At 69.9% G+C, this 17,025-nt stretch carries 19 protein-coding genes; 10 read left to right on the forward strand and 9 right to left on the reverse strand.

From position 1 onward, the window contains the following. The first annotated feature begins 70 nt into the window (after positions 1 to 70). Entirely contained in the window at positions 71 to 1,612 is a 1,542-nt protein-coding gene (locus tag ACFQV6_RS04320; protein WP_378025985.1) for a long-chain fatty acid--CoA ligase, read from the forward strand. Between the two features lie 4 nt (positions 1,613 to 1,616). Here the strand turns inward: ACFQV6_RS04320 and ACFQV6_RS04325 are convergent, their stop codons facing one another. After that, complete coding sequence (locus tag ACFQV6_RS04325) at positions 1,617 to 2,039, reverse strand: (deoxy)nucleoside triphosphate pyrophosphohydrolase (protein ID WP_378025986.1); 423 nt, start codon at positions 2,037 to 2,039, stop codon at positions 1,617 to 1,619. Between the two features lie 185 nt (positions 2,040 to 2,224). Between ACFQV6_RS04325 and ACFQV6_RS04330 the strand changes: the two genes are divergently transcribed. Both ACFQV6_RS04330 and ACFQV6_RS04335 read left to right on the forward strand, forming a co-directional pair. After that, entirely contained in the window at positions 2,225 to 2,536 is a 312-nt protein-coding gene (locus ACFQV6_RS04330; protein WP_378026263.1) for a pterin dehydratase, read from the forward strand. 24 nt (positions 2,537 to 2,560) lie between these two features. After that, positions 2,561 to 2,923, forward strand: a complete 363-nt coding sequence (locus tag ACFQV6_RS04335) for a PH domain-containing protein (protein WP_378025987.1) — start codon at positions 2,561 to 2,563, stop codon at positions 2,921 to 2,923. A 4-nt stretch (positions 2,924 to 2,927) separates the two neighbouring features. Here ACFQV6_RS04335 and ACFQV6_RS04340 read toward each other — a convergent pair whose 3' ends face one another. After that, positions 2,928 to 3,764, reverse strand: a complete 837-nt coding sequence (locus ACFQV6_RS04340; RefSeq protein WP_378025988.1) for a hypothetical protein — start codon at positions 3,762 to 3,764, stop codon at positions 2,928 to 2,930. Between the two features lie 322 nt (positions 3,765 to 4,086). On the opposite strand from ACFQV6_RS04340, the gene ACFQV6_RS04345 reads away from it, so the two are divergent. Then, positions 4,087 to 4,269 (forward strand): hypothetical protein, encoded by a 183-nt coding sequence (locus ACFQV6_RS04345; protein ID WP_378025989.1) that lies wholly within the window; start codon positions 4,087 to 4,089, stop codon positions 4,267 to 4,269. A 189-nt stretch (positions 4,270 to 4,458) separates the two neighbouring features. Here the strand turns inward: ACFQV6_RS04345 and ACFQV6_RS04350 are convergent, their stop codons facing one another. From ACFQV6_RS04350 to ACFQV6_RS04360, 3 genes are read right to left on the reverse strand one after another with little or no spacing between them, the layout of a single operon-like run. Further along, positions 4,459 to 5,205, reverse strand: coding sequence for a Type 1 glutamine amidotransferase-like domain-containing protein (locus ACFQV6_RS04350; protein WP_378025990.1), 747 nt, complete (start codon positions 5,203 to 5,205; stop codon positions 4,459 to 4,461). Then, complete coding sequence (locus ACFQV6_RS04355) at positions 5,202 to 6,035, reverse strand: nucleotidyltransferase domain-containing protein (RefSeq protein ID WP_378025991.1); 834 nt, start codon at positions 6,033 to 6,035, stop codon at positions 5,202 to 5,204. The genes ACFQV6_RS04350 and ACFQV6_RS04355 overlap by 4 nt, the downstream gene beginning before the upstream one ends. Before the next feature lie 49 nt (positions 6,036 to 6,084). Continuing rightward, positions 6,085 to 7,026, reverse strand: coding sequence for a G5 domain-containing protein (locus ACFQV6_RS04360; RefSeq protein ID WP_378025992.1), 942 nt, complete (start codon positions 7,024 to 7,026; stop codon positions 6,085 to 6,087). Between the two features lie 199 nt (positions 7,027 to 7,225). Here ACFQV6_RS04360 and ACFQV6_RS04365 point away from each other — a divergent pair, with 199 nt between their 5' ends. Both ACFQV6_RS04365 and ACFQV6_RS04370 read left to right on the forward strand, forming a co-directional pair. Beyond that, positions 7,226 to 7,720, forward strand: coding sequence for a MarR family winged helix-turn-helix transcriptional regulator (locus ACFQV6_RS04365; RefSeq protein WP_378025993.1), 495 nt, complete (start codon positions 7,226 to 7,228; stop codon positions 7,718 to 7,720). A gap of 55 nt (positions 7,721 to 7,775) precedes the next feature. After that, positions 7,776 to 8,369, forward strand: coding sequence for a phosphoesterase PA-phosphatase (locus tag ACFQV6_RS04370; protein ID WP_378025994.1), 594 nt, complete (start codon positions 7,776 to 7,778; stop codon positions 8,367 to 8,369). Positions 8,370 to 8,474: 105 nt separating this feature from the next. Here the strand turns inward: ACFQV6_RS04370 and ACFQV6_RS04375 are convergent, their stop codons facing one another. The 4 genes from ACFQV6_RS04375 to ACFQV6_RS04390 form a co-directional block, all read right to left on the reverse strand. Continuing rightward, positions 8,475 to 8,918, reverse strand: coding sequence for a nucleoside 2-deoxyribosyltransferase domain-containing protein (locus ACFQV6_RS04375; RefSeq protein WP_378025995.1), 444 nt, complete (start codon positions 8,916 to 8,918; stop codon positions 8,475 to 8,477). Positions 8,919 to 9,141: 223 nt separating this feature from the next. Next, positions 9,142 to 9,645: a GNAT family N-acetyltransferase gene (locus ACFQV6_RS04380; protein ID WP_378025996.1), complete on the reverse strand. Its 504-nt coding sequence runs from the start codon at positions 9,643 to 9,645 to the stop codon at positions 9,142 to 9,144. A gap of 17 nt (positions 9,646 to 9,662) precedes the next feature. Continuing rightward, positions 9,663 to 10,748, reverse strand: a complete 1,086-nt coding sequence (gene ychF, locus ACFQV6_RS04385; RefSeq protein ID WP_378025997.1) for a redox-regulated ATPase YchF — start codon at positions 10,746 to 10,748, stop codon at positions 9,663 to 9,665. 24 nt (positions 10,749 to 10,772) lie between these two features. Beyond that, on the reverse strand, positions 10,773 to 11,576 hold the full coding sequence (locus tag ACFQV6_RS04390) for an alpha/beta fold hydrolase (RefSeq protein ID WP_378025998.1): 804 nt from the start codon (positions 11,574 to 11,576) through the stop codon (positions 10,773 to 10,775). Positions 11,577 to 11,693: 117 nt separating this feature from the next. Here ACFQV6_RS04390 and ACFQV6_RS04395 point away from each other — a divergent pair, with 117 nt between their 5' ends. The 4 genes from ACFQV6_RS04395 to valS all read left to right on the forward strand — a co-directional run bounded on the left by ACFQV6_RS04395 (position 11,694) and on the right by valS (position 16,800). Continuing rightward, on the forward strand, positions 11,694 to 13,160 hold the full coding sequence (locus ACFQV6_RS04395) for a DNA-3-methyladenine glycosylase 2 family protein (protein WP_378025999.1): 1,467 nt from the start codon (positions 11,694 to 11,696) through the stop codon (positions 13,158 to 13,160). 134 nt (positions 13,161 to 13,294) lie between these two features. Further along, positions 13,295 to 13,792 carry a methylated-DNA--[protein]-cysteine S-methyltransferase gene (locus ACFQV6_RS04400; RefSeq protein WP_378026000.1) on the forward strand — a complete coding sequence of 166 codons (498 nt, stop codon included), beginning with the start codon at positions 13,295 to 13,297 and terminating at the stop codon, positions 13,790 to 13,792. A 301-nt stretch (positions 13,793 to 14,093) separates the two neighbouring features. Then, positions 14,094 to 14,267 (forward strand): hypothetical protein, encoded by a 174-nt coding sequence (locus ACFQV6_RS04405; protein ID WP_378026001.1) that lies wholly within the window; start codon positions 14,094 to 14,096, stop codon positions 14,265 to 14,267. Further along, positions 14,260 to 16,800, forward strand: a complete 2,541-nt coding sequence (gene valS / locus ACFQV6_RS04410) for a valine--tRNA ligase (protein WP_378026002.1) — start codon at positions 14,260 to 14,262, stop codon at positions 16,798 to 16,800. The genes ACFQV6_RS04405 and valS overlap by 8 nt, the downstream gene beginning before the upstream one ends. Positions 16,801 to 17,025: the final 225 nt, after the last annotated feature.

Genomic DNA, 17,025 nt, shown 5'->3' on the forward strand with positions numbered 1-17,025 from the left:
AAAAACTTACGCCGCTAGTTTAAGCACAGCTGCGACGTACATCACTCCAAGCTCACGAAGGAGGCTCCGCATGACGACGCTGTCTTTGGCAACCGTCCTCGCCGAGGCCGCGCGCCGATACCCGGACAAGGTGGCGGTGGTCGACGAGGCCGGTGGCCGCATCACCTATGCGGAACTCTGGGCGCAGACCCGGTCGTACGCCGCGGGCCTGCGCGAACTCGGCATCAAGCGGGGCGACACGATCGGCGTGATGATCCCGAACGTGGCCGACTTCCCGCGGGTCTACTTCGCCGGCCTGGCGCTGGGCGCCCGGATCGTGCCGATCTCCCTGTTGCTCACCGCCGAGGAGGTGGGCTACGTCCTCACCGACAGCGGCGCCGACCTGCTCGTCACCCACTCGGCCTTCCTCGCGGCCGGTGCCGCCGCCGCGCAGGCGACCGGTACGAAGCTGGTCAACGTGGGCCCGCTGCCGCAGGACCTGCCGAACCCGCCGGCCCGGCTGGAGCAGGTGTCCGCGGGGCTCGAGCCGCTGCGGACGTACGTGACGACCGAGGCCGAGGACGTCGCGGTGATCCTCTACACCAGCGGCACCACCGGCAAGCCGAAGGGCGCCCTGCTCACCCACCTCAACCTGGTGATGAACGCGGCCGTCAACGTCTTCGACGTGCACCCGCTGACCGGCGACGACGTGGTGCTCGGCTGCCTGCCGCTGTTCCACACGTTCGGGCAGACGGTCGGCATGAACGCGACGTTCCGGCTCGGCGGGACCCTGGTCCTGCTGCCCCGGTTCTCCGGCGAGGCGGCCATCGAGCTGATGCTCAAGGAGAACGTCACGATCTTCCACGGCGTGCCGACCATGTACATCGGACTGCTGGAGGCCGCCGGCAAGGCCGAGAAGCTGCCGAACCTCAAGCTCTGCGTCTCCGGTGGCGCGTCGCTGCCGGTCGCGGTGCTGGAGAAGTTCGCCGGCGCGTTCGGCTCGACGATCTGGGAGGGGTACGGGCTGTCCGAGACCTCACCGACGGCCACCACCAACCAGCCGGCCTTCGGCGCCAAGCCGGGTACGGTCGGCCACCCGATCTGGGGTGTCGAGGTGGAGATCGCCCGCCCGGAGGTCCCGGAGAGCATCGAGTTCCTGCCCGACGGCGAGCTGGGCGAGATCGTGATCCGCGGGCACAACGTCTTCGCCGGCTACCTGAACCGGCCGGAGGCGACCGCCGAGGCGCTGGTGGACGGCTGGTTCCGCACCGGCGACCTGGGTGTCAAGGACGATCAGGGCTTCATCAGCATCGTCGACCGCACCAAGGACCTGATCATCCGCGGCGGGTTCAACGTCTACCCGCGGGAGGTCGAGGAGGTGATCGCCCGGCACCCCGCGGTCCAGCAGGTCGCGGTGATCGGCGTGGCCGATGAGGTGCAGGGCGAGGAGATCTGCGCGGTGGTGGTGCTCGAGGACCGGGGCCTCACCGAGCAGGAGCTGATCGACTGGTCGCGGGAGCGGCTGGGCAAGCACAAGTACCCGCGTCAGGTCCGGTTCTCCGAGGCGCTGCCGCTGGGCCCGAGCATGAAGGTGCTCAAGCGGGAGCTGCGGGCGCAGTACTCAGGGAAGTAGGGCCTCAGGAAAGCAGGGCCGGCAACTCGGCCACGATCGGTTTGTCGGCGGGCAGCCACGGGACGCTGCCCAGCTGGTCCACGGTCAGCCAGCGCATGGACGTGTGTTCCAGCGCCGCCGGGACGCCGCCGTCGAGCAGGGTGACGGCGTAGACCCGGAGCACGGCCCGGCCGTGGGCCAGCGGTACGTCGGGGCCGACCCGGTCACCGACGTGCACGCGGACGCCCAGCTCTTCGACGCACTCCCGGGCGAGCGCCTCCTGCTCGGTCTCGCCCGGTTCCACCTTGCCGCCGGGGAACTCCCACTTGCCGGCGGCCTCGGGCGGCGCGCTGCGCTGACACGCGAGAACCCGGCCGGAAGTGATGATCACTGCCGCCACGATGACCCTGGGTGACGACGTGGCCTTGACGTACTGTTCCGACGGCATGGATTCAAAGATCCCACAAAAGTTCACCGATCAGGTTGCCCGTTGCTGCCCCGATCGTCACGCAAACACGGATATGTGGGCGTGGACACGGGTGTCCGGACGGACGAAACTGTGGGGCACCGACCATGACGACTCGGCGACAGTTCGGCCACAAGCCGGCAACGGCGCTAAGGGGGGTGCGGCAATTGCGGGCCAGAAGACGCCGGAGCACCGGCACCGATTATCTGAGCGATGCCCTCGCGCTGCTGGGCGGGTGGACCCGTGACGGTGTTCAGCTCCGCCGCGATCTCGCCTGCGACGACAGTCAGCACGCGGCGCTGACCGAACGTATCAAAGTAGCGGCGGACACACTTCACATACGGCCTAGTATCCGGCGGGTCGACGGTCACACTCAGATCTGTCTGGGCCAGCAGGACGGCACCGCCATCACTGATGGTGAGGTGACCCTCGCGGCCCGGATCGAGGATTTCTACCGCACCGTCGTCGAACGGCCGTAGCCCGCCGGGACTACGCTGCGCCGCATGACTGACGTGGTGTATGACAACAAGGGCCAGCTGGAGCAGATCCGCAGCGGCCTGCTCGACGGGGAAGAGATCATCGCGGTCTACGACGCGATCGGCGCGGGCACCGGTTTCATCGGGCTCACCAGCCGGCGGATCATCATCCAGGATCAGTCCTACGTCGGTAAGCGGTTCGCGATCACCAGCATCCCGTACACCAAGGTGAGCAGCGTCAGCGTGATCAGCAACAAGAGCTGGGCCGGTCAGTTCTTCTCCTCGGGCACCATCGCGATCACCGTCGGCACCCACGTGTACGAGATCGAGTTCCGCGGTTCGGACAAGGCGCACCACGTGCACAACCTGATCCTGAGCCGCGCGAGCTGACGGCTCACGAGCCGAACGCCTGGGTGAGGTCCCAGACGTAACGGCGGCCGGCCGGCTCCTCGTCCCGCCACACCACCTCCCACCGCCCGCGCGGATCACGCTGCGGCTCGCTGATCCGGCCGTGCCCCTGGCGCTCCTTCACACTCGGCGGCTGGTCGCTGTCCGGGAAGCTGAAGGTCACCACGAAGCGGGTGAACGCCGAGGGCGTACCGCCGGCGGCGGGCAGGCGGTCGTCCCAGACCAGCTGGTCCCAGCCCCGCTCACGCAGCGGCCGCCACAGGCCCCGGGGCCGGTATTCCACCTGCCACTCGGTCGGCGAGGTCATCGCCGGGTCGAAGATCAGCCACAGCCGCAGGAGGCGGGTCTGCTCCAGCGGCAGTGCGGTGATGGTGCCGGCGACCGGGCGCAGTGCCTTGAACGAGATCTCGTCGAGCCGCACGAGGCGGTCGGTGTCGGTGGGCACGATCGGCCGCATGGTCCGGTGGGTGACCAGCGGCTCCGGGGTGGTCATCCGCTTCTCGACGATGCGGTCGCTCTCGTCGTCGTCGCCGACCGTGACGAGAACCTCGAGGGTCTCCGAGAAGAGCGGCTTCTCCCGGTCGCTCATCCGCTGGATGGCGTCCAGGTAGTGCTGGTGGCCGGCCCGCTGCAAGGCGAGCGCCTTGGTGGCCTCGAGCAGGTCGGCCTTGAGCTGGCGGATCTTGACGACGAAGGCGAGCTGCCAGAGGCGTACGACGAAGTAGAGCAGGCAGGCGAGGAAGACGGCGGTCAGGAACCGCTGGGCGGTGCGGGTGGGTATGCCGCCCAGCTGGGCGACGCCCGATGCCAGGCCGATGAGCACGATCGCAACGTTCAGGGTGCCCCTGAATAAGGTGTGATACTTCGACGGCGTCTCCGGCATCATTCCTCATGATGACGAATACCTCGTTACCGACAAATAGCTATATAGAGTGACCAGCCACGCCACGGGACGCCCGTTCGTACGATGACCACGCACCGATCAGCGGACCGGGCATGCCAGACCGGCCCACCCGCGACGGTTACCGGCGAGTAACCATTGCTCCGGGATTTCGGGTCGCCGCATGCTACCGGGGATCGATGCAGGCAGTTCGATCCTCGACCCCCGGAGGCGATCACCGGTGCTGACCCATTTACAGCGACCGTTGACCCGCAGATACAGCGCCGACATCCTCGGATACGGCTTCGGTCCGGCCCCGGCCGGGACTCCGGGCGAGGGCGGTCAGCCACGCCGGCTCAGCGCCGCCCTCGGCGCCAACGCCATCTTCGCCTTCGCGTTCCTGCTGTCAGCGGTGCTGGTGGGCCTCGCCACGCTCGCCCTGCACTGAGCTCCGGCGAAATCCCACCGAGGGCGAAATCCCACTGAGCTCCGGCGAGAACCCGCTGGCGAGACCCCCGCGAGGTCAGCGGTAACTTCCGCCCTCACCGCCAGGCATGACAGCCATGGTTCTCCCTCTCCGCACGGATCGAATCCCAAGCTTCCAACGGATCGATTCCAGCCTAGTGACGCCGGGGGCTCAGATCCCGGGAACGGCGAGCACCCGGGTGGGCAGGGCGGTCTCCATCACTGATCCGTCGGCGGCGCGCTTCACCTCGTACGCCGAAGGCCCGTCCCGGTCTGACACCGCCTCCTCCAGAACGGTGCCGCGATAGACCAGCCCGGCCCCGTCGTCGGTCGCGTAGCCGTCGGGCAGCGTGCCGTCGCCGATCAGCTCGTGCATCTTCGGCCTGCGCCGTTCCTCGGCGTCGTAGTGCACCCCGTTGCTGTAGGGCAGCCAGCCCAGCCCATCGGTGAAGCCGCGCAGCTCAGGCCCGTAGCTGTCGGTGCTGCCGCCGGCGTGCCAGCAGATCGAGCCGGCCGACACGCCGCTCATCACCACACCGGCCTGCCACGCCTCGTGCAGGATCTCGTCGACGCCGTGCACCCGCCAGACCGCGCAGAGGTTGGCCACGCTGCCGCCGTCCACCCAGATGACGTCCTGGGCGAGCAGGTGCGAGCGGATGTCGTCGACGTTCGGCATCGGGAAAAGCTGTAGGTGCGACATGGTGAACTCGGTGCCGGCGAACCCCGCGTAGAAGGCGCCGATCCGTGCCTCCGCGTCGCCGGTGGCCTGCGCCAGCACACAGATCTTCGGAGCGCTCCGGGCGTTGGCCAGCTCCGCGGCGAAATAGTGGATCGCACCCGGGCGCAGGTCGAACGGGCCGCGCCCGCCTCGCCGGAAGAACGCGCTGGTGGCCAGGATGGTGGGAACGTCAGCCGTCACCGCAACATCATCGCGCACGCGTCGGTCGTCTCCAGCACGAGATCCGCGGCGATGTCGATGGCCAGGGTGAGATGCATCGGGTCGTTGTTGACCGCGGCGAACGCGGCGTCCACCCGGCTGCGGAACCCGTCCGGCGCACCCGGCAGGGCACCGGCCGCGGCCACCGCGCCCTTCTCGTTGATCAGCCACTGGCGGGCCGCGCCGTGCAGGGCGTGCGCGCAGACACCGGCCAGCCGGAACAGGCACCCCGCGATGTAGGCGCTGTCGCCGCGGGTCACCGCCTTGCGGGCCAGGCCGATCAGGAAATCGGCCTCCCAGAGGCCGGCGACCAGGGCGTCCGCGAGCGGCCGCGGAAAGATCCGCACGCGGCGCTGGAGGGTGGCGAGCTCACCGGTCGGGTCGGCCAGGATGCGGCCCACTGCCAGTTCTCCGGGGTACGAGAAATCCGGCACCCCCAGCGGATGGCCGGCTTGGACGTGGAACGCGTACACGCCCTTCTCCGCGTCCGACCAGCACCGCTGCACCCGCGCGACATCCCGGTAGATCCAGTCGACGGCGTTGTCGCTGACGTTGAGCCAGCCGCCGCCGTCCACCCACGGGCCCCAGCCGCCGGGCTCGGTCACCCGGCTGCCCGGCCCACCGGCCTCCACGGCCAGTTCGCCCAGCCTCACCGTGTCCAGCGGGGCCCGGTAGTAGAGGCCGAGGTCGGTGTCCGAATCCGGGGTGTGTGTCCGCCGTGCCCGGCTGCCGCCGAGGACGACCCCGATCACGCCGGGCACCGTGATCAGACGTCCGGCCAGTGCGGTCAGGTCGGCATCGCTCAGCGCCATGCCTTTACGGTGATCTCCTGTGCCGGGCGGCGCAATCACCGGGTGGCCTTCAACACAGTGTCGCGGGTTCCAGGCGTACGTCATCGAGGGTCTCCGGGGTGACCAGTTCGAGGTCCTGCTCCTCGACCAGCACCGAGCCGCCCAGCTGGACGGCGGTGTTCTCCTCCCGTGCCTGCGGCTTGTTCCGCGGCTTGTTTTTCGCGTGGCCGGTGGCGGCCTTTCCGCCGGCATCCTCGGGGCAGACCGCGGAGCGGCCGAGTGGCACGCAGACCGGGACCCGCTCGCATCCCCTGTCCCGGTACCTGTCGAACTTGCGGCGGGCGCCGAACGCCACGACGCGCGGTTCCGGCTGCCGGGTGACGGTGGTGTCGACGAGCCGCCGGTTGGCGGGCTTGCCGTCGATCACCGTGACCAGGTAGCGCAGGGTCTCCGCGCCCGGCGCGCCCGGCGCGTCGACGCGGCGGGCGCCGCGCGGCAGTGAGGGGTCGCGGATCAGTTGGGTCTGGAACGGGATGGGCCTGGTCTCGACGTCGGTGCGGGTCGTGACGACCGGCTGTGCGGGTGGCGCGGGCGGCGCCGGAGGCAGGGCGGGCACCGGCGCGTCGCGCTCCGCGGATTTTTCACCAGCAGCGGTACGAACGGCGCGCGGCCCGGTCCGGTCGGCCGGGTCGTCGACCGCCCGGGCACGGCTGAGCTGGTCCGTCGCCGGCGCGGCGGTGGTCACGTGCGTGGGCGCGGCCGTGTGCCGCTGGGGCAGGGGCTCGGCCGCGGCGGCCGCACGGCTCACCACCTCCGGGTCCTCGTCCAGCATCGGGGCGCCGAGGTCGACCTCGGCGACGGCACCGCCGGCCGCGGCCGTGGTACTCGGATCATCGCCGGTCAGGGCTGCCACGCCGACCGCTCCCCCACCGATCAGGACGAGGAGAGCCCCGGTGCCGGCGGCCATCCGGAGGCCGAACGGCAGCCGGGCCCACCAAGACTTTCGTGGCATTTCGAGCAGATGCTGCCAAGAGTCACTAGTTGTCTGGTTTTGCACCAAAGCATTGTGACTCCCCACGAGCCGGACGCAAGCCACTCCGGGTCACCCGAAATGATTACCGCCGCGCCCCGCGACCGGCCTGCCGCGTTACCCCGTCGAGGTGAAAAGTCGGCGGAAGACCGGCGTGCGCGCCCGCCGTACGATCGGAGCCATGTCCGCCACCACGTCGCAGAGCCCCGGCGACGGCAGCGCCGCACCGGCGGAGCTCAGTCCGCTTACACCGCAGGAAGAGGCGGTGATGCGCGCCCTCGGCCGGTTCCTGCTGGTCATGCCCCGCGCGCTGGACGCCGACCTGACCCACGAGCAGCGCATGTCCCTCAGCGAGTACTCGGTGCTGCGCCACCTCTCCGAGACACCCGGTCAGCTGATGCGGATGAGCGAACTCGCCACCGCGTGCGACATGTCACTGAGCGGCATGACACGACTCGCCGCCAAACTCGAATCCCTCGGCTACCTGCGCCGCATCCGCTGCCAGGAGGACGCCCGCGGCGCCAACGCCGTGCTGACCGAGAAAGGCCTCGAACGACTCCGGGAGGCCTGGCCCAGCCACCTCGCCAGCGTCCGCCGGCACATCTTCGACCACCTCAGCGAGCTGGACCTGGCCAAGCTCGCAGCCGCCTTCTCCGCCATGGCCGCCGACACCTGATCACTTCCCCGTGCCGCTCCCGGGCGCGAGCCGTACCAATTGCGACAATGTGCTCGTGCTCACCACTGGTACGGGCGACCGGATAGCCCGCATCGTCTCCGAAGTGCTCGCCCCCGCCGTCCTGGTCGCGGCACTCCTGCTGACCGTCGGCTGGCACGCCGGCGACACACCAGGCGTCTCCCGCTGGTGGGGCCTGCCCGGCGCCCTCTTCGCCGCCGTCATCCCCCTCGGCTACGTCCTCAACGGCGTCCGCACCGGCCGCTTCACCGACCACCACATCCCCGACCGCGCCGACCGCCGCATCCCGCTGATCTTCGGCACCGGGTCGCTGGTGGCCGGGCTGATCCTCCTCCTCGCACTGGGTGCGCCCCGCGAGGTTCTCGCCCTGCTGGCGGCGGGCGGGGTGGGGCTGGGGGTGTTCGCGCTGGTGACGCACTGGTGGAAGATGTCGATCCACGCGGGGGTCGCTGCGGGGACGGTGGCGGCTTTGACTGCTGTTTACGGGCCGGTCGCTCTGGTCGGGGTTCCGCTGGTCGTGCTGGGTGGGTGGGCTCGGGTGCGGCTCACTGCCCATACGCCTGCTCAGGTCGTGGTGGGAGCCCTGGCCGGCGCCGTCATCGCCGCCACGATCTTTCCCGCTCTCCGCTGAGCCCTTCCGCTTTCCCGCTGGCTCTTCCCCCTCCGCGCTGACCAGTCCCCGGGCGTCGTTCGGCCGCTGAGACCCCTTCACCCTCGCCGCGTGTCAAGGTCCAGTTCAGGCGAGGGCGTTGGCGGCGGCGCAGGTGGAGGCGAGGTCGGTGTGAACGGGTAGGCCGGGGCGGATCAGGGCCAACTGTTCGACGACGTCGAAGCGGCGCTGGTAGGCGGGGTGCGCGCCGACGGCGAGGGGCTTGGAGGAGCTTGACCAGCGGCCGAGTTCGAAGAGGACTATCGGCTGGGTGGTCTCGTGGGAGAACCAGAACAGGATGGCGTCGGCGAGGGTCAGGTGCTCGAACTCCCAGCGGATCTGGCGGGCACCCTCGGCCGGGTCGCCCATCGGGAACCCGGCGCGGCGCGGGTTGTAGATGGTGGGCCAGGCCGGAGCCAGGTGCTCGATCGCCCGCTGCTGCCAGTCGCCGACGCCACTGATCCCACCCGCCAGGAAGATGGCCGGCCGCGGTGACGTTTCCGCGCGCTCCGGCGCGACGATGACGGTCATGCGGCTCAGTCAATCCGGCGGGCGGGGCGAGTCAAGGGTGACCCACCACTTCAGCCCGGCGGGCGCGCTGCGGCCTTGCCTCGCATGCCCGTCGCGCTGACCCTCGAGAGCTCTTCGTCCATCGTACAAAATAGGTTTTTTGGATGTTGCCCTGGCTTTGCGAGCCAGATTTGGCGCCTGGCTCTCCGCTGGGCAGGCGTTCGCGGTGGGTTGCTGATCAGCGTCACGGTGGGGTGGAGTCGCTCAGGTTCAGGAACATCAGGTGCAGCCCCACCAGGCCGTGGTCGGGGTGGTCGAATGCCTCCGGGACGGTGGCGAGCACCTTGAAGCCCAGCGAGCGCCACAGATGCACCGCCGCCTCGTTGGTCTCCACCACCGCGTTGAACTGGATGCTCCGATAACCGGTGGCACGCGCCCAGCCGACAACATGCTCACCGAGAGCGCGACCGACCCCGCGGCCGGAATGCCGTGGATCGACCATGAAGCTGGCCGTTGCCACATGTGCGCCCCGGCCGGGCCGATTGGGTCCCATCTTCGCGCTTCCGAGAACGGTCGTCCCGTCCACCGCGACGACGGTCCGGCCCGGAGGGGATTCCATCCACCACCCACGAGCCTGCTCCAGAGACAGACTCTCGGGGAACGCATACGAGTGGCCCTGCGCGACGATCTCCCTGAAGAACGGGTAGATCGCCGGCCAGTCACCGTCCTCGGCGTCGCGGATCGTCATTGGAGGGTGGACCGCAACTACACGTTGAACCTGAATTCGACGACGTCGCCGTCCTTCATGATGTAGTCCTTGCCCTCCATGCGGACCTTGCCGGCGGCCTTGGCCGCGGACATCGAACCCGCCGTCATCAGGTCGTCGAAGCTGACGATCTCGGCCTTGATGAAGCCGCGCTGGAAGTCGGAGTGGATGACTCCGGCGGCTTCCGGTGCGGTGGCGCCGACCGGGATCACCCAGGCGCGGGCCTCTTTCGGGCCGGCCGTGAGGTAGGTCTGCAGGCCGAGGGTCTCGAAGCCGACGCTGATCAGCCGGTTGAGGCCGGGCTCGTTCTGGCCGGTGGACTGGAGCAGTTCGAGGGCCTCGTCGTCGTCCAGCTCGATCAGCTCGGACTCGATCTTCGCGTCCATGAAGACGGCCTCGGCGGGCGCGACGAGCGCGCGCAGCTCGTCGAGGAACGCCGCGTTGCCGAGTTCGGCCTCGTCGACGTTGAAGACGTAGAGGAACGGCTTCGTGGTGAGCAGGTGAAGCTCAGCCAGCAGCTCCAGCTCGATGTCGGCGGCCTTCGCGCCCTGGTAGAGCGTGACACCGTCGTTGAGCAGCTTGAACGCGGCCTCGGCGGCTGCCACCGTTGCGGCCTTCTCCTTCTTGAGCTTGGCCTCCTTCTGCAGACGGGGCAGCGCCTTCTCGACCGTCTGGAGGTCGGCCAGGATCAGCTCGGTGTTGATCGTCTCGATGTCGTCGGCCGGCGAGACCTTGCCGTCGACGTGCAGCACGTTCGGGTCGGAGAAGGCCCGGACCACCTGGCAGATCGCGGAGGCGTCGCGGATGTTCGCGAGGAACGCGTTGCCGCGGCCCTGACCCTTGGAGGCGCCGCGGACCAGGCCGGCGATGTCGACGAAGCTCACCGGCGCCGGCAGGATCTTCTCACTGCCGTGCAGCTCGGCCAGCTTCCCCAGCCGCTCGTCGGGCAGACCGACCACGCCGACGTTGGGCTCGATCGTCGCGAACGGGTAGTTCGCGGCGAGCACGTCGTTCTTGGTCAGGGCATTGAACAGGGTGCTCTTGCCGACGTTGGGCAGGCCGACGATTCCGATGGTGAGGCTCACGGAACGCCAGTCTACGGGTTCTGCCTAACTGAAGAACCGCCGCAGTTCGGCAGCGACCCGGGCGGGTTTGCCGCTGTTGTCGGCGGCGGTATGGCCGACGCCGCTCAGGGTCACCCGGCGCACCCGCGGCAGGACCGGTTCCAGGCCGCTCAAGACCATCTTGAGGTACGCCGCGGAGCGCTCGCCGCCCAGCAGAAGCGTCTCGGCCGTCACCGCCGCGTAGGTGTCCAGCGGGCCGGCCGCGTCGTTGACCACCGCCGCGTCGAGGCGCATCGTCGGGATCAGCTCGCCGATGGCCCTGCCCTCGCCGCTGCGGATCGCGAGGCCGAACAGCGGGATCAGCGCCACCCGGGGCACGAACCGCAGGTCACCGGTGCCCTTGACGACGGTGGCGAAGGCGGCGGCACGACGGCCCTTGGCGAGCTCCTTCTCGTAGCGGGGCAGCCAGCCGACCGGGTCGTAGGAGCCGTCGAGCTTCAGCGGCGGCTCGTAGAGCGCGAGACGGTCGATGGGCAGCTCGAGCGCGGCGTTGAGGGCGATCACCGCGCCGGAACTGAGACCGAAGACGTTGCGGGCGCCGGTCTCGTCGAGCAGCACCCTCAAGTCGTCGATCTCAGCCCGGAGGCCGTGATCGGGGCCGGCCGGACCGCTCTCGCCGCGGCCACGGCGGTCGGGAACATAGACGGTGAAATTCTCGGCCAGGTCGCGGGCGAGCGTCGTGAAATTCGCCGAGGCCATCATGCCGCCGTGCAGGAGCACGACCTTGGAGCTGCCGCCGTTGCCGAAGGCGCGCCATCGGATGCCGGTACGCGTTGCTGTCATCGCCATGACGTCAACGTTAGTTGACAGATACCAGGTCGTCAACTTTGGTTGACACGAGTTGGAAGCACGGTCATGTCCGAAACCCGCCAGCTTCGGCGGGGTGGGCGGGAGCATGCTCAAGGCATGGAACTGGACTTCGAACGCTGCTACCGCGCCGTCGACAGCCGCGACCAGCGGTTCGACGGCTGGTTCTACACGGCCGTCCGGACCACCGGGATCTACTGCCGGCCGTCCTGCCCCGCCGTCACGCCGAAACGGGAAAACGTCACGTTCCACCCGAGCGCGGCCGCCGCACAGCGCGCCGGCTACCGGGCGTGCCGGCGATGCCGGCCCGACGCGGCACCCGGCTCCCCCGAATGGGACCTGCGAGCAGACGTCGTCGGGCGGGCGATGCGGCTGATCGGCGACGGCGTCGTCGACCGCGAAGGAGTGGCCGGGCTGGCCGGGCGGCTCGGATACACGGAACGGCACCTCAACCGGATGCTCACCGCGGAACTCGGCGCCGGGCCGCTGGCACTCGCCCGGGCCCAGCGGGCGCAGACAGCCCGCATCCTCATCGAAACGACCGATCTGGGGCTCGCGGAGATCGCGTTCGCGGCCGGCTTCGGCAGTGTGCGGCAGTTCAACGACACGATCCTTGAGGTGTACGCGCAGCCGCCCAGCGGGTTGCGGGAGAAACGGCCCGCGGTTCCCGGCGGAGGGGAGGCGGGGAGCATCCACTTGCGACTCGCGTACCGGCCGCCGCTGCATGCGGGTGCGCTGCTGGAATTTCTCGGAGCCCGGACCCTGCCCGGGGTTGATGAGCTGGACGGGGAGACGTACCGGCGAGGGTTGTTGCTGCCGCACGGGAACGCGGCGGTGGCGTTGAGGCCGGCGGAACGGTGGGTGCACGCGACCCTGCGGCTCGGAGATGTGCGGGATCTGGCGCCGGCGGTGGCGCGGTGCCGGAGGCTGCTCGACCTGGACGCGGATCCGGTGGCGGTGGACGGGGTGCTGGGAGAGGATGCGGCGCTTCGGGAAGTGGTGGAGAAGGAGCCCGGGGTGCGGGTGCCGCGCAGTGTTGACGGGTTCGAGATGGCGGTTCGGGCTGTGGTGGGGCAGCAGGTGAGTGTGGCGGGGGCTCGGACGACTGTGGGCCGGCTCGTGCGGGCCGCTGTTGCTCTTCGCGGGGGGCCCTCCCCCTCTCCCCTGACCACCACCGGAGGCGAGCCACTCACCGGTTTCCCGGCAGCGAGCACCGTCGCCGAACTCCCCGACTCGGCCTTCGGCATGCCGGCAGCACGCCGCACCACCATCCGCGCCCTGGCCCAGTCCGTGGCCGACGGCACCCTCGACCTCGAACCCGGCGCCGACCGCACCGAAGCCGTGGCCCGCCTCACCAAACTCCCCGGCATCGGCCCGTGGACCGCCGGTTACGTCGCCATGCGCGCCATCGGCGACCCCGACGCCTTCCTCGAAACCGACCTCGCCGCACGCCGGGGTGCTGCAGCACTCGATCTCCCCGACACCGCCAAGTCCTTGGCAGCCCACGCCGAACGCTGGCGTCCCTGGCGCTCCTACGCACTGATCCGTCTCTGGCGGGCCGCCTGAGAACCGGGCTGCCTCGAAACCTACGCCGACCGCAACCCACCCGGCCGGTTATCCACATTCCTCCGCTGTCCACAGGCCCCCGCGCAAGATCTCGCGCGTTGGGCAACGCTGAACCCTCCTGTGAGGAGAAGACAATGCTTCGTCATGCGACATTCGACACCCCGGCCGGCCCGTTCACCGTGGTCGCCACGTCCGCCGGCGCGGTCCGCGCCGCCGGTTTCACCACCGACGTCCCCGAGCTGATGCGGCTGGTGCACCCCGCTCTGGCCGCCCCGGTCGTGGCCGACGACGACGTCGGTCCGGCGGCCGCGGCGGTCCGCGACTATCTGGACGGTGACCTGACCGCTCTCGACGGCGTCGTGGTCGAGCAGCACAGCGGCGGCGAGTTCCTGCGCCACGCATGGGAGGTGATGCGGCAGATCAAGCCGGGCGCCCCCGTGACGTACACCCGCTATGCCGAGCTGGCCGGCCGCCCGGCAGCGGTCCGCGGCGCGGCGTCGGCCTGCGCACGTAACGCGGTCGCGCTCTTCCTGCCTTGTCACCGCGTGCTGCGCACGGACGGATCCCTCGGCGGCTATCGGTGGGGTTTGCCGGTCAAGGAATGGCTGCTGAAGCACGAGGCCGGCGACTGACGGTTCCGCTCCTTTTTTCGTACGAGACAAGTGCACCGCGCCGTGATCACGGGGTACTGCCTTCGCAGCGCGATCCAGCTGCCGGGTCACGGCCGCAGCGCGCCCGCCGGGCTGAAGCGGTGGGTCACGCCGCTACCGTTCCGCCCCACAACGGTTCCCTGCACGGCACCGTCCCTCATCCCGCTCATCCAATGCCCCGGCGACGGCCGTGGGCGCCGAGCCGAGCGTAGGTAGCTGCACACATTGGGGTTACGTGCGCGTCCACAAGGCCCCCGACGTGTGTTCAGTCCCGTCTCGTGGGGTGGCCCTGGAGATGCTGACCCTCGCTGTCCATCTCACGGTGCTCGCGCCACTGCTGATCGGCATCGACCGGCTCGCCGACGGCCGCTGCGACCAGCGCGGACGTGTTGTCCACAGGCGCCTAAAAAGTATCGCGGGCGCCGGGGAGGGCGCCTACGCTGACCGGCATGACTGATACGGGAACCGGGCGCCCCGGCCTCCCCGAGCGGCCGTCGCTGGACGGGCTCGAGGAGAAGTGGGCGTCGCGCTGGCAGGGGGAGGAAACGTACGCGTTCGACCGTTCCAAGGAGCGGGCGGACGTGTTCTCGATCGACACACCCCCGCCGACCGTATCGGGCTCGTTGCACGTCGGGCACGTCTTCTCCTACACGCACACCGACACTGTCGCGCGGTTCCAGCGGATGCGCGGCAAGACCGTTTTCTATCCGATGGGCTGGGACGACAACGGGCTGCCCACCGAGCGCCGCGTGCAGAACCTGTTCGGGGTTCGCTGCGATCCGACGCTGCCCTACGACCCGGATTGGCAGCCCGCGGCGGAGCGGCCGAAGGACCCCGTGTCGATCTCGCGGCGCAACTTCGTCGAGCTGTGCAGCCGGCTTACCGTCGAGGACGAGAAGGCGTTCGAGGAGTTGTGGCGGCGGCTCGGGCTGTCCGTCGACTGGGGACTGACCTATACGACGATCGGGGAGAAGTCGCGGGCCGTCTCGCAGCGGGCGTTTCTGGCGAATCTGGCGCGGGGTGAGGCGTACACGGCCGAGGCTCCGACGCTGTGGGATGTCGGTTTCCGGACCGCTGTCGCGCAGGCCGAGCTCGAGGATCGGGAGCGCCCGGGTGCATACCACAAGTTGCGCTTCCACGGCCCGGACGGGCAGCCGGTCGAGGTCGACACGACGCGGCCCGAGTTGCTGCCGGCCTGCGTCGCGCTGGTTCATCATCCGGGCGATCCCCGGTTCGCGGGTCTCACCTCGGTCCGCACGCCGTTCTTCGACGTCGAGGTCCCGGTCCGGGAGCATCCGCTGGCCGCGGCCGACAAGGGTACGGGCATCGCGATGGTCTGCACGTTCGGTGACCTGGCCGACGTCACGTGGTGGCGCGACCTGGATCTGGAGACGCGCGTCGTCCTGGGCCGCGACGGGCGGTTCCTGCCGGACCGGCCGGCCGGCGTCTCGTCGGCCGGATATCAGGGTTTCGCCGGTCTGACGGTCGCGGCCGCCCGGCGGGAGATCGTCCGGCTGTTGCGGGAGTCGGGCGACCTGATCGGGGAGCCTCGGCCGATCAGGCATCCGGTCAAGTACTACGAGAAGGGCGACTCGCCGCTGGAGATCGTCACCAGCCGGCAGTGGTTCATCCGTAACGGCGGGCGTGACCCGAAGCTGCGGGATCGCCTGCTGGCGCGGGGCCGGGAGCTCGAGTGGGTTCCGGAGGCCATGCGCCACCGATATGAACACTGGGTCACCGGCCTGACCGGGGACTGGCTGATCAGCCGTCAGCGGTTCTTCGGCGTGCCGATCCCGATCTGGTACCGGCTCGACGACGCTGGCGAGCCGGACTACAGCCAGCTTCTCATACCGGACGATTCGGCACTGCCAGTCGACCCTTCGTCGGAATGTCCGCCCGGTTTCTCCGAGGAGCAGCGCGACGTCCCCGGCGGCTTCGCAGCGGATCCGGATGTGATGGACACGTGGGCGACGTCGTCGCTCAGCCCGCAGATCGTCACCGGCTGGAGCACCGACGAGGACCTGCACCGCCGGGTCTTCCCGATGGACCTCCGGCCGCAGGGGCACGACATCATCCGCACCTGGCTGTTCTCCTCGGTGCTGCGCGGCGACCAGCTGGCCGATGTCCTGCCGTGGCGGCGAGCGGTCCTGTCCGGCTGGATCCTCGACCCCGACCACAAGAAGATCTCCAAATCGCAGGGCAACTCGGCCGTCACGCCGGTCGCGCTGCTGGAGCAGTACGGGTCCGATGCCGTGCGGTACTGGGCGTCGAGCGGCCGCCCCGGCGCCGACCTGGCGTTCGAGCCCGCCCAGCTCAAGGTCGGGCGGCGGCTCGCGACGAAGCTGCTCAACGCGTCGCGGTTCGCACTCGGTCTGGGCGCGGCACAGGCACTGCGGGAGCCGGTCACCGAGCCGCTCGACCGGGCCATGCTCGGCCGGTTGGCGGCGGTGCTGTCCGACGCCACCGGCGCGTTCGACAAATATCAGCACACCGACGCGCTGCAGACGGCCGAGACGTTCTTCTGGACGTTCTGCGACGACTACATCGAGCTGGTCAAGGACCGGGCGTACGGGTCGGGGCCGGGTGCCGACTCGGCCAGGGCCGCGCTCGCCGCTGGGCTGTCGGTGCAGCTGCGGTTGTTCGCGCCGTTCCTGCCCTACGTCACCGAGGAGATCTGGTCCTGGTGGCGGTACGGGTCGGTGCACCGTGCCACCTGGCCGACGACGTATGAGCTGACCCGGGTGGCTCCGGAGAGCGACCCGTCGCTGCTGGACCTGGCCGGTGAGGCGCTCCGGCAGGTCCGGCGGGCGAAGTCCGACCGCAAGGTCTCCATGAAGACGGAGGTGCCCCTCGCCGAGGCACTCGGGCCGGCCGCCCTGCTCGACCAGTTGGAGCTGATCGACGGCGACTTCCGGGCCGCCGGGCGGATCACAAAACTGGACCTGCTCCGGGACCGCACCACGGAACTCGTCATCGCCTGCGCGTTCTGACCCACCCCGGCCGCCGGAGCAACCGCCCCGGCGTCCGGGAGCCTCAACCCGCCCCACCACCTCGGCGGCCGGGGAGCGTCGCTCGCCCAGCCCACCGGCGGCCGGGGCTCCACCGCCCCGCGGGATAACAGGGCGGCGGGTGCGAGCTTCGGCCCGCCCAGCCGGGGTGGCGGGGCGGCGGGCGGGACGGTGGGCGGGACGGTGGGCGGGACGGGACCTGGGCAA

Source organism: Actinoplanes sp. GCM10030250 (assembly GCF_042666575.1).
Classification (GTDB): Bacteria; Actinomycetota; Actinomycetes; order Mycobacteriales; family Micromonosporaceae; genus Actinoplanes.

Coding starts and splice junctions, on each gene's coding strand:
- ACFQV6_RS04320 (WP_378025985.1), top strand. CDS start 71: ATGACGACGCTGTCTTTGGCAACCGTCCTCGCCGAGGCCGCGCGCCGA.
- ACFQV6_RS04325 (WP_378025986.1), bottom strand. CDS start 2,039: ATGCCGTCGGAACAGTACGTCAAGGCCACGTCGTCACCCAGGGTCATC.
- ACFQV6_RS04335 (WP_378025987.1), top strand. CDS start 2,561: ATGACTGACGTGGTGTATGACAACAAGGGCCAGCTGGAGCAGATCCGC.
- ACFQV6_RS04355 (WP_378025991.1), bottom strand. CDS start 6,035: ATGGCGCTGAGCGATGCCGACCTGACCGCACTGGCCGGACGTCTGATC.
- ACFQV6_RS04360 (WP_378025992.1), bottom strand. CDS start 7,026: ATGCCACGAAAGTCTTGGTGGGCCCGGCTGCCGTTCGGCCTCCGGATG.
- ACFQV6_RS04365 (WP_378025993.1), top strand. CDS start 7,226: ATGTCCGCCACCACGTCGCAGAGCCCCGGCGACGGCAGCGCCGCACCG.
- ACFQV6_RS04375 (WP_378025995.1), bottom strand. CDS start 8,918: ATGACCGTCATCGTCGCGCCGGAGCGCGCGGAAACGTCACCGCGGCCG.
- ACFQV6_RS04380 (WP_378025996.1), bottom strand. CDS start 9,645: ATGACGATCCGCGACGCCGAGGACGGTGACTGGCCGGCGATCTACCCG.
- ACFQV6_RS04390 (WP_378025998.1), bottom strand. CDS start 11,576: ATGGCGATGACAGCAACGCGTACCGGCATCCGATGGCGCGCCTTCGGC.
- ACFQV6_RS04395 (WP_378025999.1), top strand. CDS start 11,694: ATGGAACTGGACTTCGAACGCTGCTACCGCGCCGTCGACAGCCGCGAC.
- ACFQV6_RS04400 (WP_378026000.1), top strand. CDS start 13,295: ATGCTTCGTCATGCGACATTCGACACCCCGGCCGGCCCGTTCACCGTG.
- valS (WP_378026002.1), top strand. CDS start 14,260: ATGACTGATACGGGAACCGGGCGCCCCGGCCTCCCCGAGCGGCCGTCG.